Here is a 22,706-nt window from a genome sequence, read left to right on the forward strand (position 1 = left end):
CGACGAAACTCAGCCTCTCTGATGATGGCTGCACCCTGCCCTTTCACACATGTTTTTTCAGGCCTGCGGCGCAGCGGCGATGGCTTCAGCCAGGTCTTCGTATTCCTCGCAGGTGGTGCTGCACAAGGCTTTGATTTTCACCAGTTGTTCCTGGGCCAAATCGACTCGGCCCTTGATCACGTAAGCCTCACCGAGGTATTCGCGAACCTGAGCGTAGTTAGGGTCCAGCGCGACTGATTTCAGGTAGTAGCTGATGCCCTCATCGGTGCGCCCGAGCTTGCGGGTGGCATAGCCGCGATAGTTCAGGGCTTTGGCAGTGTTCGGGTTTTGCAGGGTGTCGAGCAGGCTGAGCGCCTCGTCGTAGCGGCCATCTTTGGCCAAACGGTAGGCGTAATCGGTGCGGTCGGCGTCGGAGGTAGCTTTACTGGTTTGCAGCACACACTTGCCGGTCTTGGTATCCCATACCTGGCCTTTTGGGCAGTTCGGCTTGGGCGGCGCTGACTCATCGCCTGAAGCGCGTGCCTGGCCTGCGAGTAACGCAGCAGCCAGACAGGCACCGAACAGCAACGCTGTGCGGTAGGTAATCGGGTGTTCCTGGCGGTTCTTCATGGTAGTCATGCTCCGTAACGAGTGGGGAGTACAGCAGCAATATTCATTTTTGAAGCGCGCCGGGCAGCATACGGCGCAACGTGTTGTCGCCCTTCACACAGTGATGCCACAGCGCAGCCACCGCGTGCAGCCCCGCCAGCAGGATGATCGCCCACGCCACATTGTTATGCAGGCCGCCGAGGGTGCCGCGCCACTCGTGATCAATCACAAAGGGCGCCGGAATGGGAAACAGCCCGAAAAAGCTGAACGGCTCGCCTTGAGCCCAACGAAACAGAAAGCCCAACACGATTTGCGCCAGCAGCAACAGGTACAACAGACCATGCGCCATTTTTGCCAGTAGGTTAAGTGTGGGGTGACTGTCGGCCTTGATGCGAGTGCCGCCGGACAGGCGCCAGATAATTCGCGCAGCGATCAGCACCGCCAGCGCAATGCCAAGGGAGATATGCACCGATTGCAGGCCCTTGCGCAGTGGCGTGCCCTTCTCCAGGTTTTCCCAGATGTGTGCGCTGGCGAACATGAAGATCACCACGGCGGCGGTCAACCAGTGGAAGGTGCGGGTCAGGCGGTCGTAGCGGGCGACGGTGGTGTTCATGGGCGTTTCCTGGGGGGTCTGTGAGGTGAACACCACAACGCGTGAAGTTATTCGCTAAGGCGCCAATTATTTATGCCGCTGATCTGGCATACACCGAACGCAGGTAACGAAAAGCCCCGTAGCTGGCTTTGCTGCGGGGCTTTTTATGCAATGGTGAGGTGGGTAATTCAGTCCCCGCGCTCTTTGTTGGATTGGGAGAGCACTGAGGCAGCCAGGGATTTTGTCCCCTCACTGTATTTGTCGCTCTGAAGTGCTTTCCCGGCTTTTTCCTCCATCTCTGCACCGGTTTGTTTATCGGTGCCGCTCTGGGCCAAGGCTGAAGCGGCAAGGCTTTTGGCAATGGCCGATGCAGTTGGATTGCTGAGCGTTTCACCTGCCAAGGTGGCCACCTTGTCGGATGTTTTTTTCGTGTTCGTACTCATTAGGCACTTCCTTTGCGGTTTAAAGATTTCGACTTACGACTTAAAGCGATTTAACTCGCAACCAAAAGATAGTGCGTTAAATAAATCACCGCAATAAACCCACCGTAGCCGACGTCGCAAACATAAGTACGAAAGAAGAATGCATAATGTAGTCCTCGTACTACATGCCGCCACTATAACTTCACACCTGTAAGCACAAACAAAAAACTTGAGTCTTTTGCCTGCTTTTATTAGATTTAGCCCGACCAACTAAACCCTGACTATTACCTGCTGCACACTCAGCCGAGGATGCTCTCAATGTCTCAACCCGCACTAAACGACACGCTTATAACGTGGACGTTTCAAAACTACACAGCCCTGATTGGACTATTAAGTGGGTTCGCCATATGCGCCCTGGTTTTATATATTTACTCGCGCTCAGGCTCACTGATTTTCCTGCGTGATTTGATGTGGCGATTTTTTGGTGGATCGACGGTATTTGAAAACGAAAAATATGAAACCACCCGCAGAAACCTTCGCGAAGTTGAATACTACCGGTTCGAGTTCAACATTCCCGCACTGAGCCTGGAGCATGCCGAAAAGGCCGACAAATGGATCACTGATAACAACTTCAGTTATAGCGACGTGTCCAGAATCAGAAAATATATCGACTGGAGAGATTTTGATAATTTGTCTCTTAAGGAAAAAATGGTTTCCCCGGTCAAAAAACAATGGTTCCTGGGTTTGGGCGCATTTTTCCTTGCCATTATTAGTGTCACTCCCCCGCTGGCAGACTCCAGCTACCTGATGGTCTCTTTGCGAAATGCGCCAGAGGTACCGTCGTTTTATCTGTCGGAGAACAATGCAAAATTCCACTTCTGGCCCAGCGAAACGCTTTCTGTCGACGAGTGTAAATCACCGACCGCTTTGGAAAAATTCTATAACGATGATTTCTCTGAGCACACCATTAACACTATCTGTTCGTTGTTCCTTTCTCCCACATACCGTGACAATGTAAAGGCTGGATTAAAGGAGCAAAAAGGGTTTTTACTGTTTATAGCTTGCCTTTCCATATTTGCCGTTTTCTGCATATTGACCAAGCTCTCACGCTTGGGCGTGGCCAAAAAACTCCACGATCAAGTGACCACGCAAGCCAGCAATGCTCAAACAGACGTGCCTCAAGGTTGAAAGCGGCATACGTTCTGACCTACGAAGTGCGATCACCTCGTTAAAAATGACCATGCCCCCAGACTATGGGGGCTGGAATGAACTGCGTTATTTTTCCCTGCAAACGCTCTATTGCGCCCTATCGGAAACGTCGCATCGATTGCACTGATGATTACTATCGAAACGAGCGCCTGCCCGATTCTCAACACTGATTCCTATAATCGCCTCCAAATTCCCTCCCCTTCGCCTGTTTACAGGCGACGTTCACCCTGGAACCAGACACCATGCCAAGCGCCAGCCAGGCCCCTAGCGGCCTTCCCGAACATAATCAGCAGAGCGTCAAACAGCAGTGGCTGGCGATTCTCTCGGTCGCCGTGGGTGCCTTCGCCCTAGTGACGAGCGAGTTTCTGCCGGTGGGCGTACTCAATGACGTCGCCAGCGACCTGGGCATCAGCGCCGGGCATGCAGGCCTGATGGTGACCCTGCCCGGCATCATGGCCGCCCTCGCCGCGCCTTTGTTGTCGGTGATCATTGGCGCCATGGACCGTCGCTACCTGTTGATCGGCCTGACGTTGATCATGATCGTGGCCAACATGGTCGTGGCATACGCCAGCGACTTCAGCCTGCTGCTGTTCGGCCGCGTGCTGCTGGGCATCAGCATCGGAGGTTTCTGGGCCACTGCGATCGCGCTGAGCGGTCGTCTTGCACCCAAAGGCGTCGGCGTGGCGAAGGCTACCTCGATCATCATGATGGGGGTCACCCTCGCCACCGTATTGGGCGTGCCCGTCGGCACCTGGCTCAGCGGCCTGATGGGCTGGCGCATGACGTTTCTGGTCACCGCGCTGGTGGGCATCCCCGTATTAATGGCTCAAGTTCTGCTGCTGCCAACGCTGAAACCGGAAAAAGCCATTCTCGTCAGAGACCTGCCGGCCTTGTTTATCAACCCACGCGCGCGGATTGGTTTGATCGCCGTACTGCTGATCGGCCTGGCGCACTTTGCGGCGTACACCTATGTCGCCCCGTTCTTCAAAAACAGCTCCGGCTTCGACGGCCCCACCATTGGTTCATTGTTGCTGATGTTTGGTGTGGCAGGGGTGGCGGGTAACGTATTCGCCGGTTTCGCCGCCAACCGCAGCGTGCGGTACACCCTGCTGCTGGTCGCGCTGATGATCGGCACCAGCACCGCCCTGTTCCCCTACTTCGCCACCGGCCTGACCGGCGCAACCATGCTGATCGCGCTCTGGGGTTTTGCCTTCGGCGCCTTCCCGGCCTGCGCCAGTATCTGGATGTTTGTGGTAGCCCCCAAGGACGTCGAACGCGGCATGCCGCTGTTCGTGGCGTTGTTCCAAGTGATTATTGCGCTGGGCTCGTTCTTTGGCGGGCGGATCGTTGACCAGATGGGCACCTCGGTGCTGTTGAGTTTGGCCACGGCCTTGGTCGGCGCTGGTTTTGTTACGGTGCTGGTGTTGGGGCGTAATGTGAGTAATAGCGCGGTGGCACAAGCCGCCTGAGATGACCGTAACGACTAAAAAGCCTGCTGAGCGTTGAGCTCGGCAGGTTTTTTTGTTTCAGATGAGGATTGTCATTCGCCGAGTGGATCGGTGGGGAAATTGCGCTCAAGTACAGCGTCCACCAGTGTCTGGGCGGTCTCGATCAATTGGGCCAGGCCCATGATTACGAGTGACTGCGTGCTGTCCGGGTTTTCGGCGGATTGATAGGCGGTTTGAAGTGCGGATCCAGCACACGGCAATCAGGAGTTTGGAAAAGCTTTGTAATCAGAATTCGCAGAACGAAGCGTGTCTGCCCAAAACGCTGAGCTAGCCTCAAAAAGGTCGCTGGCGTGGCGACACTTTGCTGAGGAGTTCATATGCCAACTGGATATCGTGATGCGGTCACAGAAGGGCGTGGCGGAAAATGAGGACCATGCGTCGACACGTACTTGCCAACAATGCAGGCTTGATCCAAGGTAATGACAAATGTCATTACACCGGGAATTCTTTCATGGCCTCCATAAATATTCGAATCGATGACGACCTGAAAGCTCGCGCCTACCTCGAACTGGAGAAACTCGGCGTCACGCCTTCCGAACTCATGCGCCAAGCGCTGCAGTATGTGGCAGACCGTGGTCAGTTGCCCTTCAAGCCGGTGCTGATGACTGAAGAAGATGAAGCCCTGATGGCCACTGTGCGCGAACGACTGGCGTCTCCTCAGCGCGTGAAGGTTTCCATAGATGACCTATAGCCTCGATTTTGATGCCCGCGCATTGAAAGAATGGCAAAAACTCGGCGACACAGTCCGTCAGCAGCTCAAGAAGAAGCTGGTGGAAATCCTGAAAAATCCACGCGTTGAAACTAACCGCCTGCATGGCCTGCCGGACTGTTACAAGATCAAGCTGCGTAGCAGTGGTTACAGGCTGGTTTATCAAGTGATTGATCAGGAAATTACCGTGTTTGTGGTGGCCGTAGATAAACGGGAGCGTGATCAGGTTTATCGGAAGGCATCTGAGCGATTGAGCTAGTCGTAAATTTGATGGTCCTGTCATAAACAAAAACAACTAAAAAGCCTGCTGAGCGTTGAGCTCGGCAGGCTTTTTTTGTTTCAGCTACAGGTCATTTTTCGCCGGGTGTATCGGTGGGGAAATCACGCTCAAGCACAGCGTCCACCAGCGTCTGGGCGTTCTCGATCAATTGAGCGAGGCCCATGATTACGGGTGACTGCGAGCTGTCCGGGTTTTCGGCGGATTGATAGGCGGTTTGAAGTGCGAACGAAAGGATTTCGGAGGCGTTTGTCAGGGCTTCTTCGGTGCCGACATCGGTGCCTACGTGGAATAGTTTGCGGGGGCAAAGCTCGGGATCAGAATCGTGGTTAGTCGTGTCCATGGTGTAGCTCCTGTATGCAATGGGAGCTGCCACATCTTGCTGTCAAACAGGATTAGGTGGCAGCTATGCGCGGGTTGACAGACCGGTATACAGGACCCGGCGCACCCGAAGATGCCCCACGCACAGCCGCCATAAGACAACATCACAGCAGAGAAGGCCTGTAATCGTATGGAGGTCGTACACCTGTAAATCAGTCTGTCAAAACCGGTCGCCACGAGGGCGACGGCGGAAGGTTAGCTTCATGACTCAGCCAGCGCAACCCTGCATGGGAACAGCAGATGTTGCAGGACGAAATCACTGCTGTTGTAGCAGCTTACTGACTCGCATCCTTAGTCAGAATAAAGGCGCTGAACGCCAGAAAATCACCAAGGTGCTGAGTGATGATCGCAACTGTGATCGGCAGTTGAAGGGTTTGATACTCATGAACTGCGATATTTCGAAAACCGACCATGTTCTTGAGACTGGTCAACAAGGACGAATCAACCCAACCACCTCGGGACAGGAGTTCAAAAACGTCTCGTGCGCTCTGAGGAACACCCAGCCGCTCACGACGAATCAGATGCTGGCCCATATCCAGCGCAGCTTCACACGCACGCTGAATATTGAGGATTGCCGCATCCTGACGGGTGAAGTCAGTAGCGAAACTGGCAGGGCCTTTTTCGTACTCCTCACGAGCACGAGCGACGCAGCGCTCAATGCTAGAGGCTTTGTTGATGAGCACATCATCGACCATGCACTTTTCCTTCCTTCTGAATATCAGCCAGCAGCCCAGCCCTTGCGGCGTCCAGCGCGGTTTTTTCACTGAGTATGTAGCTCTCGAAAATACCCGCCTGGCTGTCCTTGTTCCAGAGCCGATGCCCCGTTGTTATGACTTGATATTGCATAACGGTGGAGGCGGCCCGAAGGTCCAGTAAATCGACGGGCACCGCCACGATGTCAGCGAGTTCTCCAGATAACTGCCACAACAGCAGCGGGTCCACAGGACCCGCAGCAAGCACTGCCAAGTCCAGATCGCTGTCAGCGTGCGCCTCACCCGTCGCCTGACTACCAAATACATACACGGCCATCAACTCAGGAAGAGTCGCCAATAAATGCGTCAGCACTCGTTCAACGTTCATGTCGCGATCCATGTGTCATCTGATGAATGACCGTAGCAGAATTCACTCCGAAGTTTCTGCTACAAACAAAAAACCCCCGACAACAATTAAGTTATCGGGGGTTTTTCGTTATTCAATAATGGCGGAGAGATAGGGATTCGAACCCTAGGTACCGGTGAAGGTACAACGGATTTCGAATCCGTCCCATTCGGCCACTCTGGCATCTCTCCAACGGCGCGCATCATAACAGTGTGTATCGCGAAAGCAAACCCAAACTGCGATTTTTTTCCGTGCTATCAGATGCTTGCGTCGATTAAAGCGGTACGCCCAGACGGTTGGCGACTTCTTCGTAGGCTTCGATCACGTCACCGAGGCCCTGGCGGAAGCGGTCTTTGTCCATCTTCTTCTTGGTGTCTTTGTCCCACAGGCGGCAGCCGTCCGGGCTGAACTCGTCGCCCAGGACGATGGATCCGTCGTGGAACACGCCGAATTCGAGCTTGAAGTCGACCAGCAGCAGGCCTGCGTCGTCGAACAGTTTGCTCAGCACGTCGTTGACCTTGAGGGACAACTCTTTCATGCGCGCCAGTTGCTCAGCGGTGCCCCAGCCAAACGCCACCACGTGGGATTCGTTGATGAACGGGTCGCCCTTGGCGTCGTCCTTCAGGAACAGCTCGAACGTGTAAGGGTTGAGCTTGAGGCCCTCTTCCACGCCCAAGCGCTTGACCAGGCTGCCGGCGGCGTAGTTACGCACAACGCATTCAACCGGGATCATGTCGAGCTTCTTGACCAGGCACTCGTTGTCGCCCAGCAGTTTGTCGAATTGGGTCGGAATGCCGGCCTCTTCGAGTTTCTGCATGATGAAGGCGTTGAACTTGTTGTTCACCATGCCCTTGCGATCGAGTTGTTCGATGCGCTTGCCGTCGAACGCCGAGGTGTCGTTGCGAAACAGCAGGATCAGGCGGTTGGCGTCGTCGGTTTTGTATACCGATTTGGCTTTGCCGCGGTAGAGTTCTTCACGTTTTTCCATGATGGGCTCCGCTTGCTAAATGGTGGGCTAGGCGATGTGTCGCCAGTCGAGCCCTGAATCTTGATCGGCCAGTTGCAGCCAGTCCGGGTCACACCCGAGGGTGTCGACAAAACATTGCCGGGCTAGCTGCGGCAGGTTGTTCTTGCTGCTCAGGTGGGCCAGGACCAGGTGTTGCAAGTCTTGCCAGCCCAACTCATACACCAGGTACGCCGCCTGGTGGTTGTTCAAATGTCCCAGCTCGCCGCCCACTCGCTGCTTGAGAAAGTAGGGGTAATGACCGCGCGCCAGCAGGTCTCGACAGTGGTTGGACTCGATCATCAAGGCATCGAGGTCGCGGTAGCCGTCCAGCACCTTTGAGCAATAGGAGCCCAGGTCGGTGAGCACGCCGAAACGTCGCTCACCGTCACTGAATACGTACTGCGTCGGTTCCTGGGCGTCGTGCGCCACGGCAATCACATCGATGCTCAAGGCACCGATTCGAAGCTGTTCGCCACCGGCCAGAAAACCTGCAGGTTCAATGGGTTTGCGCATCCCGCGCAGAGTGCCGCGACTGAGGTACACCGGAAGATTGTAGCGCCGAGACAGCAAACCCACGCCATGCACGTGGTCGGCATGTTCGTGGGTCACCAGAATCGCGCTCAGCTGCGCGGGGTGAACCCCCAGGCGCAGCAGGCGCCGCTCGGTTTCTTTTAACGAGAAACCACAATCGACCAGCACGTACGTGTCGTCATGAGCGACCAGCGTGCCGTTCCCTTGGCTACCGCTGCCGAGAACGGCAAAACGCATCGGATCAGCCCAGATTGTCCTGAATCACGCCCAACACTTTGCGCGCTGTTTCAGCCGGCGCAACGGTGTTGATGTTCTTCTCGACGGTGACTTGCACGCTATCGCCAACCTTGCTCAAACGAACCTGGTAACGCTCGGCGCGGGTTTCGACCTCTTCCTTGGTCGGCTCGCTGCCGAACAATTTACCGAAGAAGCCTGGCTCGTCGTCTTTCTTCACGGCCTTTTCAGACACGTTGATGTAGTACAAGCCCAGGCTGCGGTTGATGTCTTCTACACGCCAAGGGCCTTTTTCCAATGCGCGGCCGACGCTGGCCCAGGCACGGTCGAGGTCTTCACCCAGGTTCAGGACTACGTTGCCGCTGCCATCTTCGGTGAGGCTGACGCGGTTGGGCGTGTCGTAATCACGTGCGGCGAGCAGGGAAACCGAACCGCCCTTCTCGGAGATACGGCTCATGCTGGCGAGCATTTCGTCGACCAGCGCGGCGTCAACACCCATGTTGACCGAACGCGGGGTGAAGTCGACGTTGGCGGTGCTGCCGGCAGGACGCTCGGCGCTGACCACGTAGACTTCACTGGTGTTGCGCTGCACGCCTGGCTCGATGCGCACACGCACACGGGCTTCGCTGTCAGGCGCTACGCCGCCAGCCTGCAGGCGCTGGGCCATGTTGGCGGACAGCTCGCTGCCACGCTGCCACGCGGTGGTAAATTCACCGGTCTGCGGGCGTTGCTGGTCAATGCGAAAACCGTTGTCCTGGAAGAACTGCAACGCCACCGGCCAAACTTCGGCAGGCGGGCGCTGAGCGATGATCCAGCGGTTGTCGCCGCTTTTTTGCAGGCTGTAGTCGCTGGCGTCCGCAACGGCCGAGATCGGCTGTGGACGCGGCACTACGTATTCACCCTTGGTGGTGTCGTCGGCAACGTTGCGTGGAATCGGCAGCAACGGGTCAAGGCGCTTGGCGACATTGACGTCCGGCGGCAATTGCATCGGTTTGGTTGCTTGTGCTTCCAGGTAATCGCTGCCGCGGTCACGGAAGTAACCATCCGGGCCCCAAATCCAACCGCAGCCACTGGTGCTGGAGATAATCAAGGCAAGTGCGGAAAGTCCGGCCAATCGCTTCATGCGTAGTGCTTCCTCAATTAAACCAGGACGCCGGACTGGCGCAGAGCCTGTCGCAGCGGTTCGTGACAGGCTTCGCTGAGACGGGTGAGCGGCAGACGAATACCGTCCGGCATCAGGCCCATCTCAAACAGCGCCCATTTCACGGGGATAGGGTTGGATTCGATAAACAGTGTTTTGTTGAGCGGCATCAGCTTCTCGTGGATCGCGCGGGCGGTCACGGCGTCACCGGCGATGGCGGCGGCGCACAACTCGCTCATGGCACGCGGGGCCACGTTGGCGGTCACGGAGATGTTGCCCTTGCCGCCCAGCAGGATCAGCTCGACTGCCGTGGCGTCGTCACCGGAATACACCAGGAAGTCGCTGCTCACGCCGGCCAGGATGTCCTTGGCACGTTGCAGGTCGCCGGTTGCTTCCTTGATGCCGATGATATTCGGCACGGTGGACAGGCGAATCACGGTCGCAGCCTGCATGTCGCACGCGGTACGGCCAGGCACGTTGTAGAGGATTTGCGGGATATCAACAGCTTCGGCGATGGTACGGAAGTGCTGGTACAGGCCTTCCTGGGTCGGCTTGTTGTAGTACGGGGTCACCAGCAGACAGGCGTCGGCGCCAGCCTTCTTGGCGTTTTTGGTCAGCTCGATCGCTTCACGCGTCGAGTTGGCGCCCGTACCGGCGATCACGGCAATACGGCCCGCGACGCGCTTGACGACGAATTCGATCACCTTGATGTGTTCTTCCACATCAAGGGTGGCCGATTCACCTGTGGTGCCGACCGCCACGATGGCGTTGGTGCCTTCTTGCAGGTGGAAGTCCACCAGTTTGCCCAGGCTATCCCAGTCGAGATGACCTTGTGCATCCATGGGTGTGACCAGTGCCACCATACTGCCCGCAATCATGCAACCGCTCCTGCCGGAAAAAGAGAGCCGTAATGGTACTGGCGCCAAGATGCTTGTACAAGCGAAGTACCGCGTGAGGACGCGTTCTGCACCAACTAAACGACGGGCAATGCCATCATTGGGCCGAAGCCTGGCTTGAAGCACGCTGTAATCAGACCGATCGCGTAATGAAAACGCCACCTCCTAGCCCTTCGCGACGCTTTTCGCTACCCTTCATCCTTTGATCGATATGGCCCACACGGTATCGACCGCTCATCGCTTTAGGAAGGCTGCATGTCCACCCCCACAGTTCGCGAACAATTCCTTGTTATCAGTGCCCTCGGCGCCAACCCCATGGAGCTGACCAACGTCCTGTGCCGCGCCAGCCATGAGAACCGCTGCGCCGTCGTGACCTCCCGCCTGACCCGCCATGGCGAGTGCAGTGCGCTGGTGCTGCAGATTTCCGGCAGCTGGGACGCCTTGGCGCGCCTTGAAACCGGCTTGCCGGGCCTGGCCAAGAAGCACAACTTCACCGTCAACGTGGTGCGCAGCGCCGCGCTGGAAAACCGCCCCCAGGCGCTGCCTTATGTAGCGTATGTCAGCTCGGCCTACCGCTCGGACATCGTTAATGAGCTGTGCCAGTTCTTTATCGACCACAACGTCGAGTTGGAAAACCTGACCTGCGACACCTACCAGGCCCCGCAAACCGGTGGCACCATGCTCAACGCCACATTTACCGTGACCTTGCCGGCCGGCGTGCAAATCAGCTGGCTGCGTGACCAGTTCCTGGATTTCGCCGATGCGCTGAACCTCGACGCATTGATCGAGCCTTGGCGCCCTCAGAACCCAATGTAAGGAAGTTTTCATGGCTGTAGTCATCGACACACCGGTAGCCGACTTCGAAGCCCAAGCCACCAGCGGGCAGACCTTCAGCCTTGCCAGCCTCAAAGGCAAGCAGGTGGTGATTTACTTCTACCCGAAGGACAGCACCCCGGGCTGCACCACGCAAGGCCAGGGTTTCCGTGACCAGTACGCTGCGTTCAAAGCCGCCAACACCGAAGTGTTTGGCGTGTCGCGCGACAGCATGAAGTCGCACGAGAACTTCAAGGGCAAGCAGGAATTCCCCTTCGAGCTGATCAGCGACAAGGACGAAGCGGTTTGCCAGCTGTTTGATGTGATCAAAATGAAGAAGCTGTACGGCAAGGAATACCTGGGCGTTGATCGCAGCACTTTCCTGATCGATAAGGATGGCGTGCTGCGTCAGGAATGGCGCGGGGTGAAAGTGCCAGGGCATGTAGATGCGGTTTTGGCGGCGGCGCAGGCGCTGAACAAAGCCTGACTTCGTCCTGTGGCGAGGGAGCTTGCTCGCGCTGGAGTGCGAAGCGCTCCCACTTTTTTTGGGGCCGCTGCGCACCCCAGCGCGAGCAAGCTCCCTCGCCACAAATGACTGCTACTACAACAGCGGTGATACCACCGGCTCTTGCCGCGGCCACGCGTCCAGCACGGCCTTGAACAGCGTCGCCAGGGGAATCGCAAAAAACACTCCCCAAAATCCCCACAGCCCACCAAACAACAACACTGCGCAGATAATCGCCACCGGGTGCAGGTTGACCGCCTCCGAGAACAGCAGCGGCACCAGTACGTTGCCATCCAGGGTCTGGATAATGCCGTACACCGCCATCAGGTAGATGAACTGGTCACTCCAGCCCCACTGGAACAGCGCGATCAGCATGACCGGCACCGTCACCACTACCGCGCCGACATACGGCACCACCACCGACACGCCTACGAGCAACGCCAGCAGCGCGGCGTAGTTCAGCCCGAGCGCAACGAAGGCGATGTAGGTAACGCCACCGCAAATAACGATTTCGATACCCTTGCCACGAATATAGTTGGCGATCTGGCGATGCATTTCCTCGGCCACGCGGGTAATCAGCGCCCGTTCACGTGGCAGGTAACCGCTCACCCAGCGACCTATGATTGCGCGGTCCTTGAGGAAGAAAAACACCAGGATCGGCACCAGCACCAGGTAGATCATGATGTCGACCAGCAGCGGCAGGCTGGACAGGGAAAACGTCAGCGCCCATTGCCCGAATTTTCCGATCTCGCCGCGCGCCACATCGATGGCCTGCAATACCTGCTCGTCCGACACCAGGTGCGGATAGCGCTCCGGCAGTAGCAGCAACAACGATTGCCACTTGGCGAGCATGCCCGGCAATTCGTTGAACAGGGTGATCAACTGATGCCACAGCAAGGGCAACACCACCACGATGAACACCACCAACAGGCCCATGAACAGTGCGAACACCAGCCCTACCGCCATTGCGCCCGGCAAGCGTAAACGCTCCAGCGTGGTGACCAGGCCTTGCATCAAATACGCCAGCACCATACCCGCCAGTACCGGCGCGAGCATGCCACCCAAGGTGAGTACGGCGGTAAAGGCCAGGATCAGCAGGACGGCCAGCACCACGGCTTCCTCATCGGAAAAGTAGCGCTGAATCCAGTCTCGTAACACTTTGAACATCAATCAACCTCGGGGTGGGGGCAACGACTCAGGCCTTGCGCAACCAGTACTGGTAAACACCGGCAGCGTCTTCTTCGCGCAACAGCGTATGGCCAGCCAACTTGGCGAAGGTACGGAAATCGCGCTGGGAGCCCGCGTCCGTGGCAATCACCTTGAGCACAGCGCCGCTGGCTAACCGATTGAGTTCCAGCTTGGCTTTGAGCAAAGGCAATGGGCAATTGAGGCCGCTGGCATCGAGTTCGGCATCAAAGGCTACAGCGTCGGTCATGGTTTTACTCCGGGCACGCGTTTGGGCCTCTTAGAATATCTGGTCCCAAGCTCAGTGTCCGGCTACAGTAAGCTCTTTGTCCAAAGGCTCTGTGCATGACTTTTTTGCGCCCTACCCTGCTGACGCTGGCTTGCCTGCTGGCCTCTCCGGGCTTTGCTGACGACCTGCCGTCACTTGGCGACGCCAGTTCTGCCATTGTCTCGCCTCAACAGGAGTTTCAACTGGGCCGCGCCTGGCTGGCCTACCTGCGCGGTCAGGTCTCGCAACTCAACGACCCGCAGCTCAAGGATTACGTCGAAACCAGCGTGTACAAACTGGTGGAGACCAGCCAGGTGAATGACCGGCGCCTGGAGTTCATCCTGATCAACAGCCCGCAACTCAACGCGTTCGCCGCACCGGGCGGGATTGTGGGTGTCAACGGCGGTTTGTTTCTGAACGCCCAAACCGAAGGCGAATATGCCTCGGTACTGGCTCACGAATTGGCTCACTTGTCTCAGCGCCACTTTGCCCGGGGCGTCGAAGCGCAATCACGCATGCAAATTCCGATGATGGCTGCCTTGCTCGGCGGCATCATCGCCGCTGCTGCGGGTGCTGGTGACGCGGGTATCGCTGCAATTGCCGGCTCACAGGCGGCCGCGATTCAGGAGCAACGCCGGTTTTCCAGACAAAATGAGCAGGAAGCTGACCGCATCGGCATCCTCAATCTGGAAAAAGCCGGTTACGACCCACGGTCCATGCCGACCATGTTCGAACGCTTGATGCGCCAATACCGGTTCGATGCCAAGCCACCGGAATTCCTGCTGACTCACCCGGTCACCGAGTCGCGTATCGCCGATACCCGCAACCGTGCCGAACAAGCCAAGCAGGGCGGCAAGGAAGACAGCCTGCGTTATCAGCTGATTCGGGCTCGCGTGCAGTTGCAATACGAAGACACGTCAGGCCTCGCCGCCAAGCGCTTCCAGGCACAGCTGGACGAAAATCCGAAAAGCGATGTGGCACGCTACGGCCTGGCCATCGCCCAAATCAAAGGCACTCAATACAACGAGGCGCGAGAAAGCCTGCAGCCACTGTTGGCCAAGGCGCCGAACGACATCACGTACAACCTGGCGCAGATTGAACTGGACATGGACAACAACCGTTTGCCCGACGCCCAGCAACGTACTGATCGGATGCTCACCCAATATCCCGGTAATTACCCGCTGAATCAGGTGCGTGTGGACTTGTTGCTGAAACAGAACCGAACGGCTGATGCCGAGAAAGCCCTGGATGCGCTGCTCAAATCCCGTCCGGATGATCCGGATGTCTGGTATCAGGTCGCCGAGACGCGCGGCTTGTCCGGCAACATCATTGGCCTGCATCAGGCCCGCGCCGAGTACTTTGCGCTGGTGGGTGACTTCCAGCAGGCGATTCAGCAACTGGACTTTGCCAAACGTCGGGCCGGTAATAACTTCCCGTTAGCCTCGCGCATCGACGCCCGCCAGCGTGAGCTGATCGAACAGGAACGCTTAGTAAAAGGGATGATGAGCTAAACCCATCGCCCACAAATAAGCCCCGCGTTCGATAACCGAAGGCGGGGCTTTTTATTGGGTTTGTACTAGCGGATTACTCAGCCAGCTTGAAAGTGATGAAGCTGGCACGCCCTTGACGCAGAACACGCATCGATACCGAACGATTCTTCGGCAGCGCCTTGGCGATGTCGGTGAACTGCTTGGTGGAGTCGATCGCCTGATTGTTCAAGTGAGTGATCACATCGCCTGGCTGCAGGCCGATCAGGGAGGCAGGACCGTCCTGCACTTCTTTGATCACGACGCCGCTTTTCAGGTCGAAGCTCTTCTTCTGCTCATCGGTCAGCTCGGCGACAGCAATGCCCAGACGATTGCTGCTGCGCTCGGCACCCGGCTTGGCGTTGCCCAGAGCATCCAGAGTCGCACCTTCTTCCGGGATTGCACCGACGGTCAGTTCAACGGTTTGGCGTTTGCCATCACGAATCACTTCCAGCTTGGCTTTGCTGCCGGCTTTGAGTGCGCCTACCAGATGCGGCAGGTCGGCAGACATAACGATCGGTTGACCGTTCATGCTCAGAATCACGTCACCGACTTGCAGGCCACCCTTGGCCGCCGGGCCATCGTCCTGGATCTGCGCGACCAGCGCACCGGCCGGCTTGTCGAGACCGAAGGACTCAGCCAGGTCTTTGTTCACTTCCTGGATCACTACACCCAACCAGCCACGGCTGACCTTGCCACCGCTTTTCAGCTGATTGGAAACGTCCATGGCCACGTCGATCGGGATAGCGAACGACACGCCCATGAAACCACCGGAACGGGTGTAGATCTGCGAGTTGATACCGACCACTTCGCCCGCCAGGTTGAACAGCGGACCACCGGAGTTGCCCGGGTTGATCGGCACGTCAGTCTGGATAAACGGCACGTAGTTTTCGTTCGGCAGGCTGCGACCGATGGCGCTGACGATGCCTTGCGTCACGGTATGGTCAAAGCCGAATGGCGAGCCGATTGCGACCACCCACTGGCCGGCTTTGAGGTCCTGGGATTTACCCAGCTTCAACACCGGGAGGTCTTTGCCGTCAATCTTCAGCAAGGCCACATCGGAACGTGGGTCAGTGCCCACCAGCTTGGCTTTCAGCTCGCTGCGGTCAGCGAGGCGCACGAGAATTTCGTCAGCATCAGCGATCACGTGGTTATTAGTGAGGATGTAACCATCCGGCGAAATAATGAAGCCTGAGCCCAGGGACTGAGCCTCACGCTGGCCGCCACCGCCGCCACGCGGGGAACGCTGTTGCGGCATCCCACGCTCGAAGAACTCGCGCAGCATCGGTGGCAGGCCCTCGAGGTCCGGCATCTGCTGGTTCGAGACTTTGCGATCCGGCAGTTTCTGCGTGGTACTGATGTTGACCACGGCAGGCGAGGCCTGCTCTACCAGTTGGGTGAAATCAGGCAGCTCCGCCGCTTGCGCGGACACGGCCTGACCCAGCAACAGCAGCGTGGCGACTATGGATAGGTACGACTTCATGCGTGGTATCGACATACAGCTCCCGTTACGACGAGCAGGGTTGAGCGACAGGGTTCAAGAAACGCCAAAATTGCGACCGGCGTCTTTGTTCCGCGAACAAAACAAGGCCAGGGCCATCAAGCCCTGACCTATAAAAAACATGTGGGTTATTTGCAAGTGAAAATACTGATCCAGACATTTCATGCTCTCGGCTGCCAACCTGGCATGGACGTAGATTGAAAGGTCAGGATGAACATAGGATTAACGGCTCACGGCTTGGCAGCAGCCTTTTCACCGCGCACCGAAAGCGCAATGCGCTCGGCAGTGCCGACAGGAATTTCGCCGACGACCGTCACCATCACCTCGCCATCCACCGTATTCAATCGCCGGGACACTGCAACCGTAGGGCCGAGTTGGGTGCGGGTCTCCGTCACGCTCGCACCCTCGGTGGATTCGAGAAATACCGAAAAGCGCGACAATCCGTCGTCGTACATCAAGCTGTCGACAGTGGATTTGGTATGAGTGTCTTTGCGCGAGACGCTGTTGGTGAGCTGAAAACCCGCGGGCAACCAATCCAAATGCCACGTTTGGGTGGTGGGCACTTCGGGCGCCTTACTGTTGGTCAGCGCGATAGGGGTGCATTCACTGCTGGGGTGCAAGTCTTGATCAGTGGGCGCTTTCGACGTGTTCAGGCGAGTGAACTGGAAGCGCTCCAACAATTGACCTTGATCATTGAGTAAGAGAGATTTGAGCGGTAGTCCGGTCTCACGGTCGAGGTGCAACTCAAAACCATAGCGATACTGATCGCGGGGAGTAATCGACACAATCACTGCATTACGACCGGCCACGCGAGACTTGCCGATGACGGCGAGTTCGTACAATTTAGTGAGCTTTTGAGGGTCCAGCGTACGTGAAGATGCGCCACGCGAATTGCCAAGACCAGCAACCAGAGTGCCACTGACGCATTGGGTTTGACCATCTACCCGGACAACTTCCTGAGCAGAGCCATCGAGCTGCAACAGCCTCTCACGGACCTGACCGTTCTGGGCACGATGCCAGATGTTGTGGGTAGAAAAACTGCCGTTACGCTCATAGACGAACGTACCGTCGAAACTTTGTTGCTGCTCTGCACGCCCAAGTCGAGTCAGCCAGTCTTGGGCTTCGTCGGCATGGGCGGATAGTGCAAACCAACCACTGAGCAAAAACGTAAGGAGCGGTATGGCGCGCATAGGGCCCCTTGCGGTTTAGCGGTTTTCCAGGCTTGCAGCACGAGCGTATGGCAGAGCACTTTCAGTGCCTTTCAAGGCCGATTCCTGTGCGTGTTGACGCAGGTAGCCTGGAAGACGCTGATCCTGCCAGCCGGATTGCCCTTGCAACACACCGTTAGCCATAGGGCCAGTGGTGTCAGAGCTTTCCTTGTAGCCTGCCAGCACGGCTGGACCTTTGACCTGCGGACCGGCCATGACCGGTTGCTGAGTCTGTTGGGCCAATTCTGCACCAGCGATTTCGTCCTGGTTGTACAGGCGAACACCCGCCAACACAGCAACAGTCACCGAAGCAGCTACTGCAAGGCGGCCCAGGCTACGCCAAGGACCACGAACAGCCTTTGCCGGAACGGCTTCATCAGCCAGCGCAGCAGAGACAGCCGCAGCAATATCCAGACGAGGGATTAGAAGATCCTTGTGCATCACCGCCCGAGCGACTTGGTAACGAGACCAGGTATCACGGGTTTCGGCATCATCAAATGCGTTAAGCACTCGACGAAGTTCCAGTTCATCCGCTTCGTTATCCATCACTGCGGACAGCGATTCCTGCAGGGCATCACGACTCATGGCGGTTCCTCTCTTGGCTGTAGCCGCTGTCTTTAGTTCTCTTGCAACAACGGCTGCAAGGCTTTATCGATGGCTTCCCGGGCCCGGAAAATCCGTGACCTTACAGTCCCCACCGGACATTGCATGACGCTCGCAATGTCTTCGTAACTCAGACCATCGAATTCACGTAAAGTTAACGCCGTACGCAAATCTTCTGGCAGTTGCTGAATTGTGCGATGGACGGTTCCTTCGATCTCGTCGCGCAGCAATGCACGCTCCGGCGACTCGAGATCTTTGAGGCCGTGATCACCATCGTAAAACTCTGCATCTTCTGAACTGACATCACTATCCGGTGGGCGGCGACCGCGAGACACCAAATAGTTCTTCGCCGTGTTAATGGCGATGCGGTAGAGCCACGTGTAAAACGCACTGTCACCGCGGAAATTGCCCAGTGCACGATATGCCTTGATAAAGGCTTCCTGTGCAACGTCCTGCGCTTCATGGGTGTCGTGCACAAACCGCACGATCAACCCGAGAATTTTGTGCTGGTATTTCAGCACTAGCAGATCAAATGCTCGCTTGTCGCCGCGTTGAACGCGCTCGACCAGCTGCTGATCCTCTTCCTGGGTTAGCATGAACACTCCTCGTTGAACTTGAAGGAGGCTTGCATAACTAAACGATCAGGCTTGCAAACATAGACTCGGACTTTTCGCAAAAGTTCTCCCCCTTCAAGCAAGTTTCCGGCGTGCACTGATTTGGCACACACGAAAAACGCAGCGCGGGCAAAGCCGGCTGCGCGAATAATCTTGTCGCCGGTTTTATGACGCGTCAAATGCTACCGACGGGCCAATAAACTCAACGTTTTGCCGGCTTTCGGTCAACCTGCTATTGAGTAGGGGCTTATGCAAAAAGTTCCCGCTCCAATAACTGGCTGATTTAACCCAAGCCGTGCACCGTAATCTCACATTGCCACGAATGCCCGGCTATTGTGCCGCTCCCCCCCTCTATATACTAGTGGCCCGTGTACCCCTTTGATTCGCCGATCCAGGCGTCCTACTTGCGCCACCCCTTCGGATCGCTTTTTGCGGAATCCTACAAATGAGCCAACAGTTTCAATACGATGTACTGGTGATCGGTAGCGGTGCAGCCGGCCTGAGCCTGGCGCTAACCCTTCCCGGTTACCTGCGCATTGCGGTACTGAGCAAAGGCGACCTGGCCAATGGCTCGACATTCTGGGCGCAAGGCGGCGTTGCGGCGGTGCTGGATGACACCGACACCGTTCAATCCCACGTCGAAGACACCCTCAACGCCGGTGGCGGCCTGTGCAATGAAGACGCGGTACGCTTCACCGTCGAGCACAGCCGCGAAGCCATCCAATGGCTGATCGACCAGGGCGTGCCTTTCACCCGAGACGAACACGCGGGCAGTGACGACGGCGGCTTCGAATTCCACCTCACCCGCGAAGGCGGCCACAGCCATCGCCGCATCATCCACGCCGCCGATGCTACCGGCGCCGCAATCTTCAAGACCCTGCTCGACAGAGCCCGCCAGCGCCCGAATATCGAGTTGTTGGAGCAGCGCGTCGCCGTCGACCTGATTACTGAAAAACGCCTGGGCCTGGACGGCGAGCGTTGCCTCGGCGCCTACGTGCTCAACCGCGCGAGTGGCGAAGTAGACACCTACGGCGCACGCTTCACCATTCTCGCCTCGGGCGGCGCGGCCAAGGTCTACCTCTACACCAGCAACCCCGACGGCGCTTGCGGCGACGGCATCGCGATGGCGTGGCGTTCGGGTTGCCGGGTGGCCAACCTGGAATTCAACCAGTTCCACCCCACCTGCCTGTATCACCCGCAGGCCAAGAGTTTTCTGATCACCGAGGCTCTACGCGGTGAGGGCGCGCACCTCAAATTGCCAAATGGCGAACGCTTCATGCAGCGCTTCGACCCACGCGCCGAGCTCGCCCCGCGCGACATCGTCGCCCGCGCCATCGACCATGAAATGAAGCGCCTGGGCATCGACTGCGTTTACCTGGACATCAGCCACAAGCCCGAAGCTTTCATCAAAACTCACTTCCCGACCGTCTACGAGCGCTGCCTGGCCTTTAACATCGACATCACCAAAGGCCCTATCCCGGTGGTACCCGCCGCGCACTACACCTGCGGCGGCGTGATGGTCGATCAAAACGGTCGCACCGACGTGCCCGGCCTGTATGCCATCGGCGAAACCAGCTTCACCGGCCTGCACGGCGCCAATCGTATGGCCAGCAACTCGCTGCTCGAATGTTTCGTCTACGCCCGCTCAGCGGCCGCCGACATCCTTGAACAGCTGCCGCGCATCCCCGTGCCTGCCGCCCTGCCCCGCTGGGATGCCAGCCAGGTGACCGATTCGGACGAAGACGTAATCATTGCCCACAACTGGGACGAGCTGCGCCGCTTCATGTGGGACTACGTAGGAATCGTGCGCACCAACAAGCGCTTGGCGCGGGCGCAGCACCGGGTTCGGTTGCTGCTGGATGAAATCGACGAGTTCTACAGCAACTACCGAGTAAGCAGAGACCTGATTGAACTGAGGAACCTTGCCCAGGTAGCGGAACTGATGATCAGGTCTGCCATGGAACGTAAGGAATCTCGGGGTCTGCACTACACGCTGGACTATCCAGGGATGCTGCCAGAGGCGAAGGATACGATCCTTACACCGACCTAATGAGGCACGTTAGGAGCCGATAGCGTAGCACCATAGGACCCCGGTTTGTAACAGCTTTGGCGCACATTTGTCCCAACGCTGGGGTCCCTATCGCCTGCCCGCAAGGGGTCCTTATCGTGCGCCTGAGCGAGCGTGCGAGGGCCTACGGGGGTAAGCGCGCAAGAGCTTTGTTGAAGGTGACCTAAGAAACGTTTTTGCCATTTTCTTAAAGGCCCCTTGAGGTCAGCCATCCAGACCCAACACAAGGGAACTGACGTGGCCCTCAGGGCGCGTTTAGAAGAACAGGATTGATGTATAGGAAAGCCCGTGCGAGGGCCTTTGTGTCGGGATGCTGCTTTGATCGTGGCCCTCGACTGTCACCGTTCCCAAGAATCAAGGAGAGTACAGCCACCACAACTGTAACCGCTAAGGCACCATGACCAGGGCCTTTAACACAGCGGTAAACTCAGGGAGGGACAGTCGAGGGCCACGATCAAAGCAGCATAGAGGGAGGGGTGTTTGTTGATAACAACCCCTGTCAACCAGTAGACATCAGATGCCCTCATGTGTGCCTTACGGGTCCACTGAGCTTTTCATGAGGTCACCCTGATATATGCCTTAAAGAATGATCATTAAGGGACCAGGGAGGGGCTCACGGGGGCTCCCCCTTATTGTCGGCCTTTTTGGGACTGAGATTATTCTTGACCCCTTAGGGCCCATTGCGGTTGGCATTTAGCCTCACAAGGACGCCACCATACCGGCCACCTTAAAGGGAATTACAAGGGCAGTCGCCACGGTCTCAGCCAGGACTTCGCGGACCAACTCACCGAGCAGCTCAAGGAGGCCCTCAGGCACAGTCAAGCCAGCCAGCAGGGCAACCGTAGCGGCCAGTTTCCAGAAGGCCTTAGAGTTAACCACCGCTCGGGCAACCTTCCAGGCGGTAGAGGTTTCTTTCTCGTTCATCGTCAGGGTCTCCTATTTCAGAAGGTGGTTAGGCACACGCCCAACGACGATTGAGAGAGAGCCCTTAAAGGGTGTGGGTCATGCGTAGGCCTCGGGCGCGTCCCATACAGGCACAGCCACAGGGCCGCTGTATTCAAAGTCATCAGCGAGCCGGGAGCGTAGACTCGCCCAGGTGTTGGACATTTGCAGGCTATTCACGTACTCGCGGATTGCCTTGAGGTTGGCCGCATAATCAGCTTCCAGGCTGGCCGGGGTGTGTGGGAACTGGTCACCAGTGAGCTTGCCCAACTGGCGTAGACGGACAGCCAGGATATAGAAGCCCTGAGCCGAACCTACGTAGCCACTCGCCCAGTAGGTGGCGACTCCAGATATGGGAGGGCCCATGGCGATCCTGTAGGCCTCAAGGTCATACGTGACCCCAGGTGTTGCCGCATAGATGTCAGTGAGTTTATACAGCGCTGGGAGACCCCAGGCAGTCATACTGGCCAGCACAGAGACGCCTTGAAGGGTCAACGGGCAAGGTTTCAGGATTTGCTTAGCCATTGGCTTGCCTCCTATTGATCGGGTCGTGTTGATCGGGTCGTGTTGATAGTGAAAGCCTACTTATCCTCATCCCTCACAGGCCCCATAAGGGAGCCCGGTTAGGCTGTTGATGTTTGGTGAAACCTTAGGCCATAAAGGAACTGTTACGGTCCCTGCAAGGGGTGAGGCCAATAGGCTGTCTTGGCGTGTGAAGCGTTGAAGGCTTCCCTGAGAGCCCTTGAGGGGCGGCGGGTAGTTACTTTGTTGAAACCCTATACGAGTGGGCTCTCAAAGGCTCTCTGTAGTGGTCAACTAATCCCGGACACGACGTTAAGTTTTTTCTCGGCCTGAGCCGGGGCCAGTCCATTGTTGAACTG

Annotated in this window: 26 protein-coding genes and 1 tRNA gene; 8 read left to right on the plus strand and 19 right to left on the minus strand. The window is 57.2% G+C overall.

Going from position 1 to position 22,706, the window contains the following annotated elements; genetic code table 11:
• Positions 1–57: 57 nt before the first annotated feature.
• From Q7C20_RS13065 to Q7C20_RS13075, 3 genes are all read right to left on the minus strand, one after another.
• Complete coding sequence (locus Q7C20_RS13065; RefSeq protein WP_348054975.1) at positions 58–609, minus strand: tetratricopeptide repeat protein; 552 nt, start codon at positions 607–609, stop codon at positions 58–60.
• A 43-nt stretch (positions 610–652) separates the two neighbouring features.
• Complete coding sequence (locus Q7C20_RS13070) at positions 653–1,201, minus strand: cytochrome b (RefSeq protein WP_375067843.1); 549 nt, start codon at positions 1,199–1,201, stop codon at positions 653–655.
• Positions 1,202–1,368: 167 nt separating this feature from the next.
• Entirely contained in the window at positions 1,369–1,623 is a 255-nt protein-coding gene (locus Q7C20_RS13075) for a hypothetical protein (protein WP_375067845.1), read from the minus strand.
• 297 nt (positions 1,624–1,920) lie between these two features.
• On the opposite strand from Q7C20_RS13075, the gene Q7C20_RS13080 reads away from it, so the two are divergent.
• The 4 genes from Q7C20_RS13080 to Q7C20_RS13095 all read left to right on the plus strand — a co-directional run bounded on the left by Q7C20_RS13080 (position 1,921) and on the right by Q7C20_RS13095 (position 5,287).
• The gene (locus Q7C20_RS13080; RefSeq protein ID WP_375067847.1) at positions 1,921–2,790 is read left to right on the plus strand and encodes a DUF6216 family protein; all 870 of its coding nucleotides are present in this window, start codon (positions 1,921–1,923) and stop codon (positions 2,788–2,790) included.
• Positions 2,791–3,053: 263 nt separating this feature from the next.
• Positions 3,054–4,280, plus strand: coding sequence for an MFS transporter (locus tag Q7C20_RS13085; protein WP_348054983.1), 1,227 nt, complete (start codon positions 3,054–3,056; stop codon positions 4,278–4,280).
• 490 nt (positions 4,281–4,770) lie between these two features.
• The gene (locus Q7C20_RS13090) at positions 4,771–5,010 is read left to right on the plus strand and encodes a type II toxin-antitoxin system RelB/DinJ family antitoxin (protein ID WP_375067849.1); all 240 of its coding nucleotides are present in this window, start codon (positions 4,771–4,773) and stop codon (positions 5,008–5,010) included.
• Positions 5,000–5,287, plus strand: coding sequence for a type II toxin-antitoxin system RelE/ParE family toxin (locus Q7C20_RS13095; RefSeq protein WP_375067850.1), 288 nt, complete (start codon positions 5,000–5,002; stop codon positions 5,285–5,287). The genes Q7C20_RS13090 and Q7C20_RS13095 overlap by 11 nt, the downstream gene beginning before the upstream one ends.
• Before the next feature lie 91 nt (positions 5,288–5,378).
• Here the strand turns inward: Q7C20_RS13095 and Q7C20_RS13100 are convergent, their stop codons facing one another.
• The 8 genes from Q7C20_RS13100 to dapA form a co-directional block, all read right to left on the minus strand.
• Positions 5,379–5,648, minus strand: coding sequence for a DUF6124 family protein (locus Q7C20_RS13100; RefSeq protein WP_375067852.1), 270 nt, complete (start codon positions 5,646–5,648; stop codon positions 5,379–5,381).
• Between the two features lie 313 nt (positions 5,649–5,961).
• Complete coding sequence (locus tag Q7C20_RS13105) at positions 5,962–6,381, minus strand: DUF86 domain-containing protein (protein WP_348054987.1); 420 nt, start codon at positions 6,379–6,381, stop codon at positions 5,962–5,964.
• The gene (locus Q7C20_RS13110; protein WP_348054989.1) at positions 6,371–6,766 is read right to left on the minus strand and encodes a nucleotidyltransferase domain-containing protein; all 396 of its coding nucleotides are present in this window, start codon (positions 6,764–6,766) and stop codon (positions 6,371–6,373) included. Before Q7C20_RS13110 ends, Q7C20_RS13105 begins: the two co-directional genes overlap by 11 nt.
• A 119-nt stretch (positions 6,767–6,885) precedes the next feature.
• Positions 6,886–6,975: transfer RNA gene (locus tag Q7C20_RS13115), tRNA-Ser, on the minus strand.
• An 83-nt stretch (positions 6,976–7,058) separates the two neighbouring features.
• On the minus strand, positions 7,059–7,772 hold the full coding sequence (gene purC, locus Q7C20_RS13120; RefSeq protein ID WP_003172493.1) for a phosphoribosylaminoimidazolesuccinocarboxamide synthase: 714 nt from the start codon (positions 7,770–7,772) through the stop codon (positions 7,059–7,061).
• A gap of 27 nt (positions 7,773–7,799) precedes the next feature.
• Positions 7,800–8,558, minus strand: coding sequence for an MBL fold metallo-hydrolase (locus Q7C20_RS13125; protein ID WP_016971340.1), 759 nt, complete (start codon positions 8,556–8,558; stop codon positions 7,800–7,802).
• A 4-nt stretch (positions 8,559–8,562) separates the two neighbouring features.
• On the minus strand, positions 8,563–9,678 hold the full coding sequence (bamC, locus tag Q7C20_RS13130; RefSeq protein ID WP_375067856.1) for an outer membrane protein assembly factor BamC: 1,116 nt from the start codon (positions 9,676–9,678) through the stop codon (positions 8,563–8,565).
• A 17-nt stretch (positions 9,679–9,695) separates the two neighbouring features.
• Positions 9,696–10,574, minus strand: coding sequence for a 4-hydroxy-tetrahydrodipicolinate synthase (gene dapA / locus Q7C20_RS13135; protein WP_375067858.1), 879 nt, complete (start codon positions 10,572–10,574; stop codon positions 9,696–9,698).
• A 273-nt stretch (positions 10,575–10,847) separates the two neighbouring features.
• Here dapA and Q7C20_RS13140 point away from each other — a divergent pair, with 273 nt between their 5' ends.
• Together Q7C20_RS13140 and Q7C20_RS13145 are read left to right on the plus strand one after the other, a co-directional pair.
• Entirely contained in the window at positions 10,848–11,408 is a 561-nt protein-coding gene (locus tag Q7C20_RS13140) for a glycine cleavage system protein R (RefSeq protein WP_017137336.1), read from the plus strand.
• A 10-nt stretch (positions 11,409–11,418) separates the two neighbouring features.
• Positions 11,419–11,892, plus strand: coding sequence for a peroxiredoxin (locus Q7C20_RS13145; protein ID WP_375067861.1), 474 nt, complete (start codon positions 11,419–11,421; stop codon positions 11,890–11,892).
• Between the two features lie 114 nt (positions 11,893–12,006).
• Here Q7C20_RS13145 and Q7C20_RS13150 read toward each other — a convergent pair whose 3' ends face one another.
• Positions 12,007–13,077 carry an AI-2E family transporter gene (locus tag Q7C20_RS13150; protein ID WP_375067863.1) on the minus strand — a complete coding sequence of 357 codons (1,071 nt, stop codon included), beginning with the start codon at positions 13,075–13,077 and terminating at the stop codon, positions 12,007–12,009.
• Positions 13,078–13,105: 28 nt separating this feature from the next.
• Positions 13,106–13,345 carry a sulfurtransferase TusA family protein gene (locus Q7C20_RS13155; RefSeq protein WP_348055059.1) on the minus strand — a complete coding sequence of 80 codons (240 nt, stop codon included), beginning with the start codon at positions 13,343–13,345 and terminating at the stop codon, positions 13,106–13,108.
• 95 nt (positions 13,346–13,440) lie between these two features.
• Here Q7C20_RS13155 and Q7C20_RS13160 point away from each other — a divergent pair, with 95 nt between their 5' ends.
• Positions 13,441–14,874 carry a M48 family metalloprotease gene (locus tag Q7C20_RS13160; protein WP_375067865.1) on the plus strand — a complete coding sequence of 478 codons (1,434 nt, stop codon included), beginning with the start codon at positions 13,441–13,443 and terminating at the stop codon, positions 14,872–14,874.
• Positions 14,875–14,947: 73 nt separating this feature from the next.
• Here the strand turns inward: Q7C20_RS13160 and Q7C20_RS13165 are convergent, their stop codons facing one another.
• The 4 genes from Q7C20_RS13165 to rpoE all read right to left on the minus strand — a co-directional run bounded on the left by Q7C20_RS13165 (position 14,948) and on the right by rpoE (position 18,797).
• Complete coding sequence (locus Q7C20_RS13165; protein ID WP_375067867.1) at positions 14,948–16,387, minus strand: DegQ family serine endoprotease; 1,440 nt, start codon at positions 16,385–16,387, stop codon at positions 14,948–14,950.
• Positions 16,388–16,620: 233 nt separating this feature from the next.
• Positions 16,621–17,580, minus strand: a complete 960-nt coding sequence (locus tag Q7C20_RS13170; protein WP_375067869.1) for a MucB/RseB C-terminal domain-containing protein — start codon at positions 17,578–17,580, stop codon at positions 16,621–16,623.
• A gap of 15 nt (positions 17,581–17,595) precedes the next feature.
• Positions 17,596–18,183 (minus strand): sigma-E factor negative regulatory protein, encoded by a 588-nt coding sequence (locus tag Q7C20_RS13175; protein ID WP_069022289.1) that lies wholly within the window; start codon positions 18,181–18,183, stop codon positions 17,596–17,598.
• 32 nt (positions 18,184–18,215) lie between these two features.
• Complete coding sequence (gene rpoE / locus Q7C20_RS13180) at positions 18,216–18,797, minus strand: RNA polymerase sigma factor RpoE (protein WP_003172477.1); 582 nt, start codon at positions 18,795–18,797, stop codon at positions 18,216–18,218.
• 463 nt (positions 18,798–19,260) lie between these two features.
• On the opposite strand from rpoE, the gene nadB reads away from it, so the two are divergent.
• Positions 19,261–20,865, plus strand: a complete 1,605-nt coding sequence (gene nadB / locus Q7C20_RS13185; protein WP_375067879.1) for an L-aspartate oxidase — start codon at positions 19,261–19,263, stop codon at positions 20,863–20,865.
• Positions 20,866–21,582: 717 nt separating this feature from the next.
• Here nadB and Q7C20_RS13190 read toward each other — a convergent pair.
• Together Q7C20_RS13190 and Q7C20_RS13195 are read right to left on the minus strand one after the other, a co-directional pair.
• Positions 21,583–21,807: a hypothetical protein gene (locus tag Q7C20_RS13190; protein WP_375067881.1), complete on the minus strand. Its 225-nt coding sequence runs from the start codon at positions 21,805–21,807 to the stop codon at positions 21,583–21,585.
• 78 nt (positions 21,808–21,885) lie between these two features.
• The gene (locus Q7C20_RS13195) at positions 21,886–22,191 is read right to left on the minus strand and encodes a hypothetical protein (protein WP_375067883.1); all 306 of its coding nucleotides are present in this window, start codon (positions 22,189–22,191) and stop codon (positions 21,886–21,888) included.
• Between the last annotated feature and the right edge of the window lie 515 nt (positions 22,192–22,706).

Origin of the sequence: Pseudomonas sp. AMR01 (assembly GCF_041946035.1) — a bacterium.
Taxonomy (GTDB): domain Bacteria; phylum Pseudomonadota; class Gammaproteobacteria; order Pseudomonadales; family Pseudomonadaceae; genus Aquipseudomonas; species Aquipseudomonas antarctica_B.

Coding starts and splice junctions, on each gene's coding strand:
- Q7C20_RS13105 (WP_348054987.1), bottom strand. CDS start 6,381: ATGGTCGATGATGTGCTCATCAACAAAGCCTCTAGCATTGAGCGCTGC.
- Q7C20_RS13155 (WP_348055059.1), bottom strand. CDS start 13,345: ATGACCGACGCTGTAGCCTTTGATGCCGAACTCGATGCCAGCGGCCTC.
- Q7C20_RS13065 (WP_348054975.1), bottom strand. CDS start 609: ATGAAGAACCGCCAGGAACACCCGATTACCTACCGCACAGCGTTGCTG.
- Q7C20_RS13175 (WP_069022289.1), bottom strand. CDS start 18,183: ATGAGTCGTGATGCCCTGCAGGAATCGCTGTCCGCAGTGATGGATAAC.
- Q7C20_RS13195 (WP_375067883.1), bottom strand. CDS start 22,191: ATGGGCCCTCCCATATCTGGAGTCGCCACCTACTGGGCGAGTGGCTAC.
- Q7C20_RS13070 (WP_375067843.1), bottom strand. CDS start 1,201: ATGAACACCACCGTCGCCCGCTACGACCGCCTGACCCGCACCTTCCAC.
- Q7C20_RS13100 (WP_375067852.1), bottom strand. CDS start 5,648: ATGGACACGACTAACCACGATTCTGATCCCGAGCTTTGCCCCCGCAAA.
- bamC (WP_375067856.1), bottom strand. CDS start 9,678: ATGAAGCGATTGGCCGGACTTTCCGCACTTGCCTTGATTATCTCCAGC.
- Q7C20_RS13075 (WP_375067845.1), bottom strand. CDS start 1,623: ATGAGTACGAACACGAAAAAAACATCCGACAAGGTGGCCACCTTGGCA.
- Q7C20_RS13145 (WP_375067861.1), top strand. CDS start 11,419: ATGGCTGTAGTCATCGACACACCGGTAGCCGACTTCGAAGCCCAAGCC.
- Q7C20_RS13085 (WP_348054983.1), top strand. CDS start 3,054: ATGCCAAGCGCCAGCCAGGCCCCTAGCGGCCTTCCCGAACATAATCAG.
- Q7C20_RS13160 (WP_375067865.1), top strand. CDS start 13,441: ATGACTTTTTTGCGCCCTACCCTGCTGACGCTGGCTTGCCTGCTGGCC.
- Q7C20_RS13140 (WP_017137336.1), top strand. CDS start 10,848: ATGTCCACCCCCACAGTTCGCGAACAATTCCTTGTTATCAGTGCCCTC.
- Q7C20_RS13165 (WP_375067867.1), bottom strand. CDS start 16,387: ATGTCGATACCACGCATGAAGTCGTACCTATCCATAGTCGCCACGCTG.
- dapA (WP_375067858.1), bottom strand. CDS start 10,574: ATGATTGCGGGCAGTATGGTGGCACTGGTCACACCCATGGATGCACAA.
- purC (WP_003172493.1), bottom strand. CDS start 7,772: ATGGAAAAACGTGAAGAACTCTACCGCGGCAAAGCCAAATCGGTATAC.
- Q7C20_RS13095 (WP_375067850.1), top strand. CDS start 5,000: ATGACCTATAGCCTCGATTTTGATGCCCGCGCATTGAAAGAATGGCAA.
- Q7C20_RS13170 (WP_375067869.1), bottom strand. CDS start 17,580: ATGCGCGCCATACCGCTCCTTACGTTTTTGCTCAGTGGTTGGTTTGCA.
- rpoE (WP_003172477.1), bottom strand. CDS start 18,797: ATGCTAACCCAGGAAGAGGATCAGCAGCTGGTCGAGCGCGTTCAACGC.
- Q7C20_RS13110 (WP_348054989.1), bottom strand. CDS start 6,766: ATGAACGTTGAACGAGTGCTGACGCATTTATTGGCGACTCTTCCTGAG.
- nadB (WP_375067879.1), top strand. CDS start 19,261: ATGAGCCAACAGTTTCAATACGATGTACTGGTGATCGGTAGCGGTGCA.
- Q7C20_RS13125 (WP_016971340.1), bottom strand. CDS start 8,558: ATGCGTTTTGCCGTTCTCGGCAGCGGTAGCCAAGGGAACGGCACGCTG.
- Q7C20_RS13190 (WP_375067881.1), bottom strand. CDS start 21,807: ATGAACGAGAAAGAAACCTCTACCGCCTGGAAGGTTGCCCGAGCGGTG.
- Q7C20_RS13080 (WP_375067847.1), top strand. CDS start 1,921: ATGTCTCAACCCGCACTAAACGACACGCTTATAACGTGGACGTTTCAA.
- Q7C20_RS13090 (WP_375067849.1), top strand. CDS start 4,771: ATGGCCTCCATAAATATTCGAATCGATGACGACCTGAAAGCTCGCGCC.
- Q7C20_RS13150 (WP_375067863.1), bottom strand. CDS start 13,077: ATGTTCAAAGTGTTACGAGACTGGATTCAGCGCTACTTTTCCGATGAG.